This is a genomic window from Acinetobacter sp. HZNU-JH01 (assembly GCF_037996845.1).
Taxonomy (GTDB): domain Bacteria; phylum Pseudomonadota; class Gammaproteobacteria; order Pseudomonadales; family Moraxellaceae; genus Acinetobacter; species Acinetobacter haemolyticus.
This window is the reverse complement of record NZ_JBBMZX010000001.1, coordinates 2,053,496-2,067,831: the sequence shown is the minus strand read 5'-3', so window position 1 is coordinate 2,067,831 and position 14,336 is coordinate 2,053,496. Positions and strand designations below refer to the sequence as shown.

Sequence of the window (14,336 nt, the reverse complement as noted above, 5' to 3'; positions counted from 1 at the left end):
AAAATAGGACACTAGAGAATTATCTCTCTCATAAAAAAGAAACTATATGCATCATCTTAAAATCTTTGAAGCCTTAACAATCTCGACTGGAGCGGGTTCTTCTAAATTTAGGTTTGATAAAAATGCAACCATGCCATTAAAACTTTCCTCATCACCCAAAACAATTTCATCTATCCCTAGTAAATCACCATTAATACGTTTTCTTTCTAAACGTGCAGCTTCTTCTTTATCCATAGTCACCAAAAAGCATCTCGCTTTACGATGAACATATTTCAAAGAAACCGATTCTAAATCAGCCTGTTTATACCGCTCTCTTAAAGAGGTTTTTGCTGATATCGCAATTGGTCCCAATTCTTTACTATATACAATAAAATCAAAGTTTACATTTGGTACAAATACAACTTTCGCTTGCACAAAAATAGGTGAAACACCATTGCTCAGCAATATTGTGGCTAATACTGCTTCAAATAACTTTCCATTCAGATTATTTTCTCGATGCGGATAATCCCGACAATACGTTTCCCACAATAGGGAAACTTGTTCACTTGGTAATCGCCCATCAATATTCTCAGTTCTTTCCAAAACAAACTTATATGCTTCAAGAACTTTACCACTTGTCACAACATTATATTGCTCAATCAAATGTAAATTGCTCAGCACTAATTTTTTCCTTAATTTTATTATAAAATGCCTCAATGACATCTACTGAAACAGAGTTTCCTAATTGCTTCATGGCCTCAACCTCAGATACAGGAAACTTAAAGTCTTTTGGAAAACCCTGCATTAATTTACCTTCCTGAGAAGTTATACGCTTGATCTGCCCATTTACTTTATAAAATTCCCAATTTCTTCGATCCCCATACACTGACCCTCTACCACCAACACGGAGCGTAAAACCAATATCTTTTTCACAATCTCCGCCGAGGATATCACTCATCGTGAGTTTTAGAGGCTTTTTCTCAGGGATATCAATTTGGGTTACACCATCTTTGAATCCTATCATGAATAAACGTGGTCTATGTTGAGGCAACCCATAATCGCTTGATTTTACGATAAAACTTTGAAAAGTATACCCTAAACCTTCTAGTTTATCTTTAATTATACTAAATGTGCGACCGTTATCATGCTTCAATAAACCACGAACATTCTCAAGAAAATAAGCTTTAGGTTGTTTAACCTCTAGAATTTTTAAAATATTAAAAAAAAGCGTTCCCCTAACATCTTCAAACCCTTTCTTTTGACCAGCCTGACTAAATGGCTGACAAGGAAAACCTGCACAAAGAATCTCATGATCAGGAATGTCTTCAGGCCGAATTAAAGTAATATCACCATGCATTTGTTCGGATGATAAATGATGATTTGCTAAATATGTTTTAACTGCGTTCTCATTAATTTCAGATGCAAAAACACACTTCGCACCTTGATTTGCAAGGGCTAGATGGAAACCACCTATCCCTGCAAACAAGTCGATAAAACGAATTTGTTGCAGCTGTTCTAAAAGTTGCAACTGTTTCATTCCTACTCCCATTCAATCGTTGCTGGTGGCTTAGATGACACATCATAAACAACACGTGAAACATCTTTGATTTCATTCATGATACGGGTTGAGATTTTATCAACTAAGTCATACGGTAAATGAGCAAAACGCGCTGTCATAAAGTCAACCGTTTCAACAGCACGAAGTGCAATCACCCATGCATAACGACGACCATCACCCACAACACCCACTGATTTCACAGGTTGGAATACAGCAAATGCTTGTGCAGTCTTGTCATACCAACCGCTTGCACGAAGCTCTTGCATGAAGATGTCATCTGCAAGACGAAGAATATCTGCATATTCTTTTTTCACTTCACCCAAGATACGCACGCCCAAACCTGGACCTGGGAATGGATGACGATAAATCATGCTATGCGGCAAGCCTAATGTTGTACCCAATTTACGTACTTCATCTTTGAACAAGTCACGTAATGGTTCAACAAGATCAAAAGCTAAATCTTCTGGTAAACCACCCACGTTGTGGTGTGATTTGATGACGTGTGCTTTACCTTGTTTGCTTGCAGCAGATTCGATTACATCTGGGTAAATCGTACCTTGAGCCAAGAATTTCACACCATCTAACTTACGTGCTTCTTCAGCAAATACTTCGATAAACTCACGACCAATGATTTTACGTTTTTTCTCAGGATCAACTTCACCCGCCAATGCCGTCAAGAAACGTTCTTCAGCATCTGCACGAATCACACGGATCCCCATGTTATCTGCGAACATCTGCATCACTTGATCACCTTCGTTTAGACGAAGCAAACCATTGTCTACAAATACACAAGTCAACTGGTCGCCAATCGCTTTATGCAACAGTGCAGCAACAACAGATGAGTCCACACCACCCGATAAACCTAATAAAACTTTTTCATTACCGATTTGCTCACGTAACTGTTCTACACGTAAATCGATAATGTGTTCAGGTGTCCAAAGACCACGACAACCACAGATTTGATGAACGAAGTTCGAAAGTAATTCTGCACCTTTCGCTGTATGCGTCACTTCTGGATGGAATTGCACGCCGTAGAAACGACGTTTTTCATCGCTCACCGCAGCAAATGGGCAGCTTGGTGTACTTGCTGTTACTTGGAAACCTTCTGGAATCGCGCTGACTTTATCGCCATGACTCATCCATACATGAAGTTGGTTCTCACGATCTTGTAATTTTCCGATTAATTGGTCACGCACCAAAATATCGACTTCTGCATAACCAAACTCATGTACTGTACCCGGCTCTACTTTTCCGCCAAGTTGTTCAGACATGGTTTGTAAACCATAGCAAATACCTAAAACAGGCACGCCTAATTCAAATACGATCTGCGGTGCACGTGGACTGCCTTCTTCATGCACACTCTCAGGGCCACCTGATAAAATAATCCCGTTTGGATTAAATGCACGAATGTCTTCTTCAGACATGTCATATGCGTACATTTCAGAATAGACACCTGCTTCACGTACTCGACGTGCAATGAGCTGGCTATATTGAGAGCCGAAATCCAAGATAAGGATACGATCTTCAGTAATTTGAGTATTGGTCGTCATGGCTAATCAGAATGGCAAATGAAATAAGCGCCATATTCTAACATTTTTCATGCTTTGGCGCATCGCAATTCATCATCTATCTGATTTTTTAGTTTCTATATGCAATCGCCACTGATATTTAAGTTAAAAATTTGCAAGGCAACCGATAAAAAGAGAGCCGAATCAACATTTCTAGTGAATTCTGCTCAACACAAAACAAAAATTGGTGCTAAGATGATGTGGCGAAAATTTGCATTACCACGGAAAGGTACTCAATTACCGCCATCGTTTCCTCCGATTTAATGGGTTTCGATGTCCTTGAGAAAAAGGAAAACTAAAGGGGACTGAAAGCCTAACTTTATTATTGGTGAATGACCAATACCCCAACCATATCACTATCATCCATGGCTTGCTTCTTCATGAGCAACAATTAGGACTTGAAGGACCAATAAAATAATGTTTCAAGAAATGATTGCGGATTTTCAACAGAATTTCTGGTTATATATTTCCATCCCATTTATCAGTGGTTTAATTGGCTATGTGACGAAAGTCGTTGCTGTTCAAATGATGTTTTCACCACTTGAATTTAAAGGCCTTAAACTATTTGGTTTACCCATTGGGTGGCAAGGGATTGTTCCACGCAAAGCTGAAAAAATGGCGACCACAGCCGTTGAGCTAATGACCTCAAAGCTGATCAAACCAGAAGAGATTTTTGCTCGGCTCGATCCAAAACGCATCGCACAAGAAATCGAAAAACCTCTCATGGCAGCGGCAGAAGATATTACCCGTGAAGTTGCTCAACAGTATCAACCAGGTTTATGGGAAGGAATGCCAGAGTTTGCACGTCAAAAGCTCATTAAACGTGTACAAGCCAAAGCGCCTGAGATTGTTGAACATATTATGGGCGAAGTACAAAAAGATGTAGCCAAGTACTTCGATATTAAACACATGGTCGTCAACAACCTACTCAAAGATAAACGCTTACTCAACGAAATCTTTAAGAAAGTCGGCAAACAAGAGTTTAAATTCTTTAGCAATGTCGGCTTTATTTTTGGCTTCGGGATTGGTGTAATCCAAATGTTCTGCTGGGTTGTGACACAAGGACAATACCCTTGGATGTTGCCATTGTTTGGTGGATTCGTCGGTTTCTTTAGTGACTGGATCGCCTTACAAATGATGTTTAGACCTCTCCATCCAAAGAAGGTGATGGGCTTTACATGGCAAGGTTTATTCATTAAACGCCAAAATGAAGTTGCCGCCGATTATGCTGCCTTGATTTCTAAACAGTTACTTACCTCTCGTAACATGATGGAAGAGCTTTTCTCAGGTACGCATTCTGACAAAGTGATTGAATTGGTCAGCCGCCATGTAAAACAAGAAATTGACTTACAAGCGGGTGTAGTTCGCCCACTGGTGGTGTATGCAATTGGTGGTGAAAAATATCAAAACCTAAAAGCGGACGTTGCTGAACGTATTTTGCAACAACTACCAGAGACGATGCGTTATGTGGAATCCTATGCTGAAGATGCCATGAATGTTCGCAATACCTTGGTTGACCGCATGCAGAAGCTGAGCCCAGAAGAGTTTGAAGGCATGCTCCGCCCTGCCTTTAAAGAAGATGAGTGGGCACTGATTATCGTCGGTGCAGTACTTGGCTTTATGGTCGGTGAGATGCAAATTTTGTTTATGCTTTAAACTAAGCGCCCCATGAAAACAAAAAGGAAGCGAGTGCTTCCTTTTTTAAGCTTAGTGATGATGTTTTTCGATCTTGATCACTTCTATATCAGTAGGTTTATAACGATGGGTATCAACTTCACCAACTAAACGAACATGATCACCGACCTTCAATCCAGCTTTACGCCAGATATCATCATCGACCTCAATGCTAATCGTTCCAGTACGATCTTTAAATTCGTAATGGTCACTGTGTAAATGTTTGGTAATTTGTCCAGTTAACGTAACACCAGTTTCATCAGATAATTGAGCAACCTGACTCACGGTCACAATATTTTGAGCAGCTTCCTGTATAAGTACATGATCATCCTTACCTGCCCAAGTTTGGCTCGATAATGACAGTATCAATCCAAGCGTACATCCCGCAATGATTGTTCTCATTTTTACTTACCTTGTTTTTAAATCTGATCATAGCTAAACAAAAAAATAGCTGCATGTCGGCTTACATTTGTAATAATCGGTAAATTTAAATATTAAAGCCCCATTAGTCACATTAACTAAGGGGGCAACAAATTAGTTTTCGATTTTATGATCTAAGCTCAAACGCCCGGCACCGTATAGCATCAGATAAAATAAACCACCAGCCATCGCTAAGTTTTTCATAAAATTGATTTGCTGTGCCTGATCATCTGCACCATGAAAGAGAAAAGCAGTCAAAATACTAAATACACCTAAACCAAAGGCAGCAAAACGTGCTTGGAAACCAAATAACAACGCCAAACCACCACCAAATTCAACAAGAATGGTCAACGGTAATAAGGCAGCAGGTACGCCCATCGCTTCCATATAACCTGCTGTCGCGCTATAAGCAGTAAGCTTGCCCCAACCAGCAACAATAAAAATATATGCCATGAGAATTCGCGCAATTAAAGTGACGATATTTTCAACGCCAGTTTGCGTTACGATATTTTTGACAACAACATTCGGATTAAACATAATTGATTCCACACTGTTTGTTTTTTAACATAACAACAGTGTATGTATGTTTTATTTTGCAATAAACATGATATTAGTCAATGCATCGTTCTATATTTGAAACAAAAATAAAATTATTGCGCCTGTTCACGTCACCCCCTGTTACCAATTAATTTGCTTTTTATACTGACATTCCATCCCTGCACTGCTAGGATTTAGCTCAAATTTATAGCGTTAACATTTTCATGGAACTCATTGATTTTATTCTACACGTTGACCAACACCTACTCGAATTTATTAATAATTACGGCGTATGGATCTATGCCATTTTATTTTTAATTATCTTTGTCGAAACAGGCTTTGTGGTGATGCCATTTTTGCCTGGAGATAGCTTACTTTTCGCTGCGGGTGCATTAGCAGCATCAACGGGTGTGATGGATCCTTGGGTACTGGGTGTCTTATTATTTATTGCAGCTGTTTTGGGTGACACCGTTAATTATCATATTGGTCACTATATTGGTCCTAAAGTATTTGAAACCAATTCCAGATTTATTAACAAGCAGCACCTCATGAAAACCCAACAATTTTTTGAACGTCATGGTGGCAAAACCATTATTTTCGCTCGCTTTGTGCCTTTCGCACGTACCTTCGCGCCATTTGTCGCAGGTGCAGGCAGTATGAATTATAGATATTTTCTGACATACAATGTGATTGGTGCGTTCTGTTGGATCTCCTCTTTTATCACGCTCGGATATTTATTTGGAAACATGCCGATCGTCAAAGATAATTTCACCTATTTAATTTTCGGTATCATTATTGTTAGTGTTTTGCCGGGTGTGATTGGCTTTGCTCGCCAAAAAATGAATCAACGTAAAGCATCCTCATGATGCCAAGCACTCGTTTGAATGGCTTAAAATACTCGAAACACCATAGGTAACATACAAATAATCAACAGCATTGCCGATCCTTTATATAAGTGATCGGCTTTAATTCCTGCGAAACTTCCAGTCAACAAAGCACGTCCAAACACCATCCAAAATATTGAAACAGGAATTAAAATCAAACTAAAGATGGTAAATACAATTGCCGCATTTTGAACAGAATTCCAAGCTTCCGCTGGAAAAATCCCTGCTGCTAGCAACACCGTTTTCGGATTTTTTAAGGTCGATACAAACAGTTGCGTAGGACGAATGTGTTGGTGGCGTTGATCATGTTTTTGTAGATGAGAGCTTTTCCAAAGATGAAATGCCATCCACAATACATATAATAAGCTGCCAATATGCAGCATCACATCAAAAGCAGGCCAAATCGGTTCAAATAGATGAATAAATAGCGCCCATAAACTGATGCCGTAAATATACCCCAACCATTCCACTGGGATAAAAACAAGCGTTTTGGGAACACCTTGTTGGTGGGTTGCACTGGCAAGCATAGCATTGGTTGGACCAGGGATAAGTAATACCGCCAGCATCGCCAAAACAAAAAACCAACTCTCAATCATAGATATACCGAACAGCCATACATGGGCGCCACGATAAACGAATTTAGGGCAGACAAACAAGCACTAAGAGATAAGCAATCAAGGCTGAAAGAGATAACAATGGATTATATAAACTGCAAATATTTGATTTTTATTATTTTTATTTGAAACATTTTGCTAATATTTAGTTTTATCGCCATAGTTAACTACAGCGACAAATCGATAGAAAATAATTAATTTGTGCGCTGTTTCACAATAATTGGACATCCCTTAAATTGTGCAGCTTGTACGATTGCATCTTGTTGACCCAGTACTTTCGCCAATTCAGTGTTCTTGGTATTCATGGACTGACCCATATTGACCGAAACAGAAGGACCAAAGCCCCAACCGCCTTTGCCCCAACCACCGCCAAGTCCAACGCCTACCCCTACACCTGTACGTTTTGGTGTTTGCACACCATTATCAATATAGTGTTGGATACGATTGTACTCCGCTTGTAGCTGTTGGCAGTTCAAAGCTTGATATTGGGTAGGCGAAACATAAGCGGGTTTAACCGTCGATGCACAAGCACCCAATAATAAACTGACAGCCAAAACTGGCATCCAATAGAAGCGTTTCATAATGTTCTCTTATTACTTAGATTCAATCTCATTGAACAAAGTGACATAAGCAAGGGTCAATTTATGTTCAGCTGCGAGATGAACCAAAGGTAAATTCTTCTGATGTGATTCTTTCATCAATACAGATGGTGGCAACATACTTTCAAGTACAGGCAAACCATCATCCTTTAACTGTTGAACCACTTCGCGTGGTAATTTTGCTTGAGATTGATATTGATTGACCACAATCCCTTCAATCTCTAAGCGATCATTATGATCATCTTGCGTTTCGATCACATTTTCAATCAAAGTTTGTAACGCACGTTTAGAAAATACGTCACAATCAAATGGAATCAACACGCGATCGGCCGCAATCAATGCCGATAAAGTAAAGAAATTGAATGCCGGTGGAGTATCGATAAAAATACGATCATAACGCGCGCTCAGTGATTGAATCGAATCACGCAATTTATAGATTTTGTGTTTACTTTCTAGTGCGTGTTCTAGTGCACCCAAGCTTGGGCTTGCAGGAATCACATCTAAATTTGGAAAGGATGTACGATGTACATAACTGTCTAGACCTTTGCCACGAGGTACTTTCAGGATTGAACCTAAGGCATTGCCAATCAAGCTTTTTTGCTGGGTTGCACCCAAGATATCTTCAAAGAAGTTTTCAATATTTGGCTCTAGTGCCGCTTTATCCGCAGAATATGTTGCATCTTCACCCAAAAGGTATTGGCTGGAGTTTGCTTGTGGATCAAGATCAATCACCAAGGTTCTTAGCCCTTGTTTAGCGCTGATTGCAGCTAGATTGATTGTAATACTTGATTTCCCCACACCACCTTTTTGGTTAAATACCACACGCGTTAACATGATTTCCCTCTACAATATTTTTTGTAAACTGCACGCAGTTTAACCTAGAGCCAAAACAATTACTAAGACAATGTCCAACAATTACGCAAAAACAGGTTTGATCATGACTAAACCTAAGGTACCCACTAAGGCAACCGCACCAATGATGATACCTGCACGGCGTTGTACCAATAAGATATTGTCGTCTTTACGAAAAGCTTTGATCAAGGATGAACATAACACGATGAATAAAATGACTTTGGCATAGAACCAAGGCTGTACATCATAGTTTTTCATCACCAATAAGATCACTCCTGTAATCAAAATCACGGTCAAGGATAAATGCTGCATCGCCACTAAGCTTTTCCGCGCGGTAGGATTCGGTTGTTCATTTTTAACACCGACAAATAATGTTGCGGCACGTGCAACAAAAGCAATGATTAACAGACTCACTGCCGACATATGAATAATTTTGGTAAGTAAATGTGCGTCCATGATCAGTCCTTATTGTTTAGGTGCATGTGCACAGTCTGGGCTTGCAGGTGCTTGGCCTTGCCACTCACTTGGTACATAGGCATGAATTGCAAGTGCATGTATTTTTCCAGGACTCATTAATTCTGCAGCAACCGCATAAATTTTCTGATGACGTTGAACTAAACGTAACCCTTGAAATGCTTCACTCACCACAATCACTTTAAAGTGAGATTCTTTCCCTGGGAAATACCCTCCATGCCCAGCCGACTCATTGATTACCTCAAGATGACTTGGGGCAAGGCTTTGTAAGCGTTCAATCAATTGTTGTTCTAAGTTCATCAGTCACTCTATTAAGGTCAGATCTAGATTGCCCATTAGTATACATCACCCATAGTTTGGTTAAACTTTTGTGCAAAATTTTGCTTTTTCCTATTTTTGACCACGAAAATGCTTTTATTTTATGCAATTAAGCCAATTCTCTGCATAAAGTTGTTGACCCTTATTTTGCTTAATGTATTATAGCTGGCACGCGGGAATAGCTCAGTTGGTAGAGCATAACCTTGCCAAGGTTGGGGTCGCGAGTTCGAGTCTCGTTTCCCGCTCCAGATTGGTTTTTTTAAGTGTAAGTTTTCGTAAAAACTGCTCAATATGCGGGAATAGCTCAGTTGGTAGAGCATAACCTTGCCAAGGTTGGGGTCGCGAGTTCGAGTCTCGTTTCCCGCTCCAAATTTAAAAAGCCCTAGTCGAAAGATTGGGGCTTTTTTCTTATCTATAGATTTCACAACTAGGATTGATCAGTAATCTTCGTTTTTAAATCTAATTCATTTGATTGCTGATAAGTTTGAGCAATTCGGTCACGTGGCATAAAGGTTGTTGCGACTATCGCAATCATTGCCATCGAACCAATATAAATCATAATCAAATATGGATTGCCACCACCGACACTCAACAACTTGGTTGCAATCAACGGTGCAATACCACCACCCAATACACCAGCCAACTGCACTGAAATCGAGATACCACTATAACGAATTTCAGCAGGGAACTGACGTGCGAACAGTTGAGCTTGTGGTGCATACATAATCGGGAACACCACACCAATCGCCAATACAATCGCAGTCCACACCAGTACAGGATCTTTGGTATTGAGCATACTAAAGAATGGATAACTAAATACTGCCAGCACACATAAGCCAAACATAAACATATTGCGCTGACCGACCTTATCAGACAAATGTCCACATAAAGGTGTCATAAACAGAATCACGGCTGCACCACAAATGGTAGCAAACAAAATATCTTGTCGCGGAATACCCAATTGGGTCGTGGTATAAGCCAAGGTAAATGTTGATGCAATATAAAACCATGCATTTTCAGCAGCACGCGCCACAATAATTGTAATCAACTGTTTTGGATGTTGTTTAAAGACTTTTAAAGCAGGAACTTTAATATTTTCAGCGTGTTGCTTAACCTTCTCAAAGTCAGGAGATTCAGGCACTTTGACACGGATATACCATCCTACACCCAGTAAAACGATACTTGCGAGGAATGGAATACGCCAGCCCCAACTAAACAATGCTTGTTCGGGCAGTAAGGACACCAATCCAAGCGCTATTGAGGCCAACATCAAGCCGCCACCAGTACTGGCTTGAGGCAAACTGCCCCAAAACCCTTTTTTGCCCTCAGGTGCATGTTCAACCGCCATAAGCACTGCACCGCCCCACTCACCGCCCATTGCCATACCTTGGATAAAACGCAAGATCACCAAGCAAATCGCTGCCCAATAGCCGATTGTTTCATAAGTGGGTAACAATCCAATCAATACGGTGGGAATACCCATCAACATTAGAGTCAGTAACAACATGGACTTACGCCCGATCTTGTCACCAAAGTGACCAAATACTAGGCCACCTAAAGGTCGTCCGATGAAACCCACTGCATAAGTACCAAATGCAGCAAGTACACCTGTCAGTGGATCAAGATTAGGAAAAAACAATTTGTTGAAAATCAGTGCTGCTGCCGCACCATAAATAAAAAAGTCATACCACTCGATGGTGGTACCAACCATGCTAGAAATCCCTGCCAATCGATGTGACGACTTTTTAGGGGACGAACCGTTTCCATCTGTTGCTTGCATCACAATTATCCTTATTTAGATCTTTTTGTTTTAACTTTGACGCTTATGGACAACCCTGACCATAAGCGTTTTAACGCTCTATAGTTCTGTGAGCTTTTGTTATTTTTATCAGGTGAATTTAGCTCAGCTTCTCTAATATTTGCTCCAGTTCCGGATTGGCTTGTTTCCATTGGGGTTGTTTGTCTTTATCGACAATCAGCGCACGCACGCCTTCAATAAAGTCTCCATGCTCAAACCAAATATCCTGCAAATCACGCTCAAGTTGCATACACTGTTGCAAGGAAAGTCCACGACCTAAATATTGTAGTTTCAAACTGGTTTGTTTCGCGCTGAATGAACGCTGTTGCAAAATGTTGAGCATCTTGTCCGCCCATGCTTTTAAATGCTCATCTTGTTCATTTGCAAGACTCTGCTCAATCTCATCTAAATGTTGGAAACCAAAATGTTTACGAATCGCTTCAGCCAATTGCTTTAATTCACTTTCAGCAGGACGAGTAATAAATTGAGCAATAACGTGTTCAATTTCTTCTTTCGTTAAGCTAGACGTCTCAACCAATGCATCTTGCAAGGCTTGTAGTTTTTCGCTCGGTACATGGTAGTCAATCAAATCTAGATAGAGTGCATCACTGCTACTGATTTGCTCGCCTGTAATCGCCATATACACGCCTATGTCATCCAAGCGCGATAGGAAATGAGTAGCACCGACATCTGGAAAAAAACCAATCGCTGTTTCAGGCATGGCAAAGCGCGATTTTTCACTACTGACAATAATGTGGCAGGCTTGCGCTAAGCCAAAACCACCACCCAAGACATAACCATCCAGCAAAACCACCACAGGTTTTTCATATTCGCGGATTGTGGTCAGCATTTGGTATTCGGCACTAAAATAACCTTGGTGATCTGCCGTGCCTTTTTGATAGCTATCATACAGATAGCGAATATCGCCTCCTGCACAAAAGGCTTTCGGGCTGTTCGATTTGATTAAAATCGCTTGGATAGCAGCATCATCTCGCCAAAGCTCAAGTTGGGCTCGAATCCCCTCAATCATCTCAAGCGATAGTGCGTTCAGATGTGTCACTCGATCTAAGGTGATCATGCCTAGACCACCTTGTTGCTCAATCATTAAGTGATTTTCTTTGTTCATTTTATTGATCTCTTATTGATTTTTAAAATTTGCCTGCCGTTTCTCTACAAACGCTTGCATGCCTTCTTTTTGGTCCGCAGTGGCAAAAATAGAATGGAACATACGTCGTTCAAAACGTAATCCTTCAGTCAAATTGACTTCAAAGGCACGGTTAATCGTTTCTTTCAACATCATATTTGCAGTAAGTGAGCGTATCGCAATTTGTTCAGCGGCTTGTAAAGTTTGTTCAAGTAACTCTTCTTTGTTGAATACGCGTGCAACCAAACCACTTAACTCAGCTTCTACTGCACCCATTTGTCGTGCGGTGAGGCACATTTCCATGGCTTTGGCTTTACCAATGGCATGAGTTAAACGTTGTGTTCCTCCAATTCCCGGAATTACGCCCAAAGTCACTTCCGGTAAGCCGAACTTGGCATTCTCAGCGCAGTAGATAAAGTCACACATTAGTGCCAATTCACAACCACCACCCAAAGCATAGCCACTCACCGCAGCAATCAAAGGTTTACGGCGTTGGGCAATACGATCAGCAAGATGGAAAAAATCATCAAAATAAATATCAGGAAAATTTAGCTGTGCCATTTCCTTAATATCCGCGCCTGCTGCAAAAGCTTTTTCTGAACCTGCCAATACGATACAACCAATCTCACGATCCTTTTCCAGTTGGTCGAGGGCTTGATTCACTTCACTGATCAATTCACTGTTTAGCGCATTTAAAGCTTTAGGACGATTGAGGGTAATTAACCCTACACCATTACGCTTTTCCAATAAAATAGTTTGCCACTGCATCATTCAATCCTTGTTTGAGTTTTATAGACTACGTGCGATCACTAAACGTTGAATATCGCTAGTACCTTCATAAATCTGACAAATTCGTGCATCACGATAAATTCGCTCGATTGGAAAATCTTTCAGATAGCCATAACCACCAAAGACCTGTAAGGCACTTGAACAAACACGCTCTGACATTTCAGAAGCAAATAATTTGGCCATCGATGCTTCATTCAAACAAGGCTGACCCGCTTCTTTGAGACGTGCAGCATAATGAACAAGTTGTCGTGCAGCTTCGATCTCTGTTGCCATACTGGCAAGACGGAAGGCAATCGCTTGATGCTCGAAAATTGGTTTACCAAATGTCAGACGTTCTTTGGCATAGTGCGTGGCTTCTTCTAAAGCTGCACGCGCCAAACCCACTGCTTGTGCTGCAATCCCGATACGGCCACCTTCTAAATTGGCAAGTGCAATTTTCAGACCCTCACCCTCTTTACCCAACATCAAACTTTTATGCACACGCACATCGGTCAAAGCAATTTGACAGGTATCTGAAGCATGTAAACCTAATTTTTCTTCGACACGAATGACCTCATATCCGGGTGTATCACGTGGCACCAGAAAGGCACTAATACCCTTTTTACCTGCGCTTGGGTCAGTCACAGCAAAGACGATAATCACCCCTGCATTATGACCAGAAGTAATAAACTGCTTTGCACCATTGAGAATATAATCATCATCGTCTTTCACCGCGCGGGTTTTGATGGCTGCGGCATCCGAACCGGTATGAGGTTCAGTTAAAGCAAAGGCTCCGATCATTTCGCCTTGGGCTAAGGGCTTTAAAAAACGCTCCTTTTGCTCGTCATTACCAAATTTTAAAATGGGTACACAGCCCACCGAATTATGCACGCTCATAATGGTCGAGGTCGCACCATCTGCTGCTGCGACTTCTTCGAGTGCCAGCACATAAGCCAAATTGCCCGTATCTGACCCACCCCATTGCTCTGGGACGAGCATCCCCATAAAACCAAGCTGCCCCATCTGGGCTAACGCCGCTTTGGGAAAGGTGCCATCTCGATCCCAATCACTGGCATTCGGTTTGATTTGTTCTTGGGCGAAACTTTTCGCCATATCACGAATTAACAATTGTTCTTCGGTAAATTGCAT

At 40.8% G+C, this 14,336-nt stretch carries 16 protein-coding genes and 2 tRNA genes; 4 read left to right on the top strand and 14 right to left on the bottom strand.

Translation table 11 applies throughout. The features are described 5' to 3' along the window. Positions 1–51 precede the first annotated feature (51 nt). The 3 genes from AAC851_RS09895 to guaA are packed head-to-tail and all read right to left on the bottom strand — an operon-like array spanning position 52 to position 3,087. Positions 52–642, bottom strand: a complete 591-nt coding sequence (locus AAC851_RS09895) for a hypothetical protein (protein ID WP_161401247.1) — start codon at positions 640–642, stop codon at positions 52–54. Beyond that, positions 635–1,516, bottom strand: a complete 882-nt coding sequence (locus AAC851_RS09890) for a DNA cytosine methyltransferase (RefSeq protein WP_075316393.1) — start codon at positions 1,514–1,516, stop codon at positions 635–637. Before AAC851_RS09890 ends, AAC851_RS09895 begins: the two co-directional genes overlap by 8 nt. A gap of 2 nt (positions 1,517–1,518) precedes the next feature. Continuing rightward, positions 1,519–3,087 carry a glutamine-hydrolyzing GMP synthase gene (gene guaA, locus AAC851_RS09885; RefSeq protein ID WP_004637461.1) on the bottom strand — a complete coding sequence of 523 codons (1,569 nt, stop codon included), beginning with the start codon at positions 3,085–3,087 and terminating at the stop codon, positions 1,519–1,521. A 447-nt stretch (positions 3,088–3,534) separates the two neighbouring features. Here guaA and AAC851_RS09880 point away from each other — a divergent pair, with 447 nt between their 5' ends. Next, a complete protein-coding gene (locus tag AAC851_RS09880; protein ID WP_171055760.1) occupies positions 3,535–4,761 on the top strand; it encodes a DUF445 family protein in 1,227 nt (408 codons plus the stop codon). A 51-nt stretch (positions 4,762–4,812) separates the two neighbouring features. On the opposite strand, the gene AAC851_RS09875 is transcribed toward AAC851_RS09880, so the two are convergent. Then, positions 4,813–5,181: a NirD/YgiW/YdeI family stress tolerance protein gene (locus tag AAC851_RS09875; protein ID WP_005092510.1), complete on the bottom strand. Its 369-nt coding sequence runs from the start codon at positions 5,179–5,181 to the stop codon at positions 4,813–4,815. Positions 5,182–5,313: 132 nt separating this feature from the next. After that, entirely contained in the window at positions 5,314–5,736 is a 423-nt protein-coding gene (locus AAC851_RS09870) for a DoxX family protein (protein WP_004637457.1), read from the bottom strand. 224 nt (positions 5,737–5,960) lie between these two features. Here AAC851_RS09870 and AAC851_RS09865 point away from each other — a divergent pair, with 224 nt between their 5' ends. Continuing rightward, positions 5,961–6,602, top strand: a complete 642-nt coding sequence (locus AAC851_RS09865; protein ID WP_004637456.1) for a DedA family protein — start codon at positions 5,961–5,963, stop codon at positions 6,600–6,602. Positions 6,603–6,625: 23 nt separating this feature from the next. Here AAC851_RS09865 and AAC851_RS09860 read toward each other — a convergent pair whose 3' ends face one another. The 5 genes from AAC851_RS09860 to AAC851_RS09840 all read right to left on the bottom strand — a co-directional run bounded on the left by AAC851_RS09860 (position 6,626) and on the right by AAC851_RS09840 (position 9,459). Then, positions 6,626–7,216, bottom strand: coding sequence for a LysE family translocator (locus tag AAC851_RS09860; protein WP_005085714.1), 591 nt, complete (start codon positions 7,214–7,216; stop codon positions 6,626–6,628). 212 nt (positions 7,217–7,428) lie between these two features. Further along, a complete protein-coding gene (locus AAC851_RS09855) occupies positions 7,429–7,815 on the bottom strand; it encodes a hypothetical protein (RefSeq protein WP_004637453.1) in 387 nt (128 codons plus the stop codon). Between the two features lie 12 nt (positions 7,816–7,827). Beyond that, positions 7,828–8,667 carry a ParA family protein gene (locus AAC851_RS09850; protein ID WP_075316394.1) on the bottom strand — a complete coding sequence of 280 codons (840 nt, stop codon included), beginning with the start codon at positions 8,665–8,667 and terminating at the stop codon, positions 7,828–7,830. Positions 8,668–8,748: 81 nt separating this feature from the next. Beyond that, positions 8,749–9,141 carry a SirB2 family protein gene (locus tag AAC851_RS09845; protein WP_075316395.1) on the bottom strand — a complete coding sequence of 131 codons (393 nt, stop codon included), beginning with the start codon at positions 9,139–9,141 and terminating at the stop codon, positions 8,749–8,751. 9 nt (positions 9,142–9,150) lie between these two features. Continuing rightward, positions 9,151–9,459, bottom strand: a complete 309-nt coding sequence (locus AAC851_RS09840; protein WP_017395392.1) for a BolA family protein — start codon at positions 9,457–9,459, stop codon at positions 9,151–9,153. Positions 9,460–9,649: 190 nt separating this feature from the next. Between AAC851_RS09840 and AAC851_RS09835 the strand changes: the two genes are divergently transcribed. Both AAC851_RS09835 and AAC851_RS09830 read left to right on the top strand, forming a co-directional pair. After that, a tRNA-Gly gene (locus AAC851_RS09835) sits at positions 9,650–9,725 on the top strand. 45 nt (positions 9,726–9,770) lie between these two features. After that, positions 9,771–9,846, top strand: a tRNA-Gly gene (locus AAC851_RS09830). A gap of 58 nt (positions 9,847–9,904) precedes the next feature. Here AAC851_RS09830 and AAC851_RS09825 read toward each other — a convergent pair. The 4 genes from AAC851_RS09825 to AAC851_RS09810 form a co-directional block, all read right to left on the bottom strand. Further along, positions 9,905–11,257: an MFS transporter gene (locus AAC851_RS09825; RefSeq protein ID WP_340600832.1), complete on the bottom strand. Its 1,353-nt coding sequence runs from the start codon at positions 11,255–11,257 to the stop codon at positions 9,905–9,907. Between the two features lie 118 nt (positions 11,258–11,375). Next, complete coding sequence (locus tag AAC851_RS09820; RefSeq protein WP_340600831.1) at positions 11,376–12,401, bottom strand: enoyl-CoA hydratase/isomerase family protein; 1,026 nt, start codon at positions 12,399–12,401, stop codon at positions 11,376–11,378. Positions 12,402–12,413: 12 nt separating this feature from the next. Next, positions 12,414–13,187 carry an enoyl-CoA hydratase gene (locus AAC851_RS09815; RefSeq protein WP_340600829.1) on the bottom strand — a complete coding sequence of 258 codons (774 nt, stop codon included), beginning with the start codon at positions 13,185–13,187 and terminating at the stop codon, positions 12,414–12,416. A gap of 21 nt (positions 13,188–13,208) precedes the next feature. Further along, the gene (locus AAC851_RS09810) at positions 13,209–14,336 is read right to left on the bottom strand and encodes an acyl-CoA dehydrogenase family protein (RefSeq protein WP_340600828.1); all 1,128 of its coding nucleotides are present in this window, start codon (positions 14,334–14,336) and stop codon (positions 13,209–13,211) included.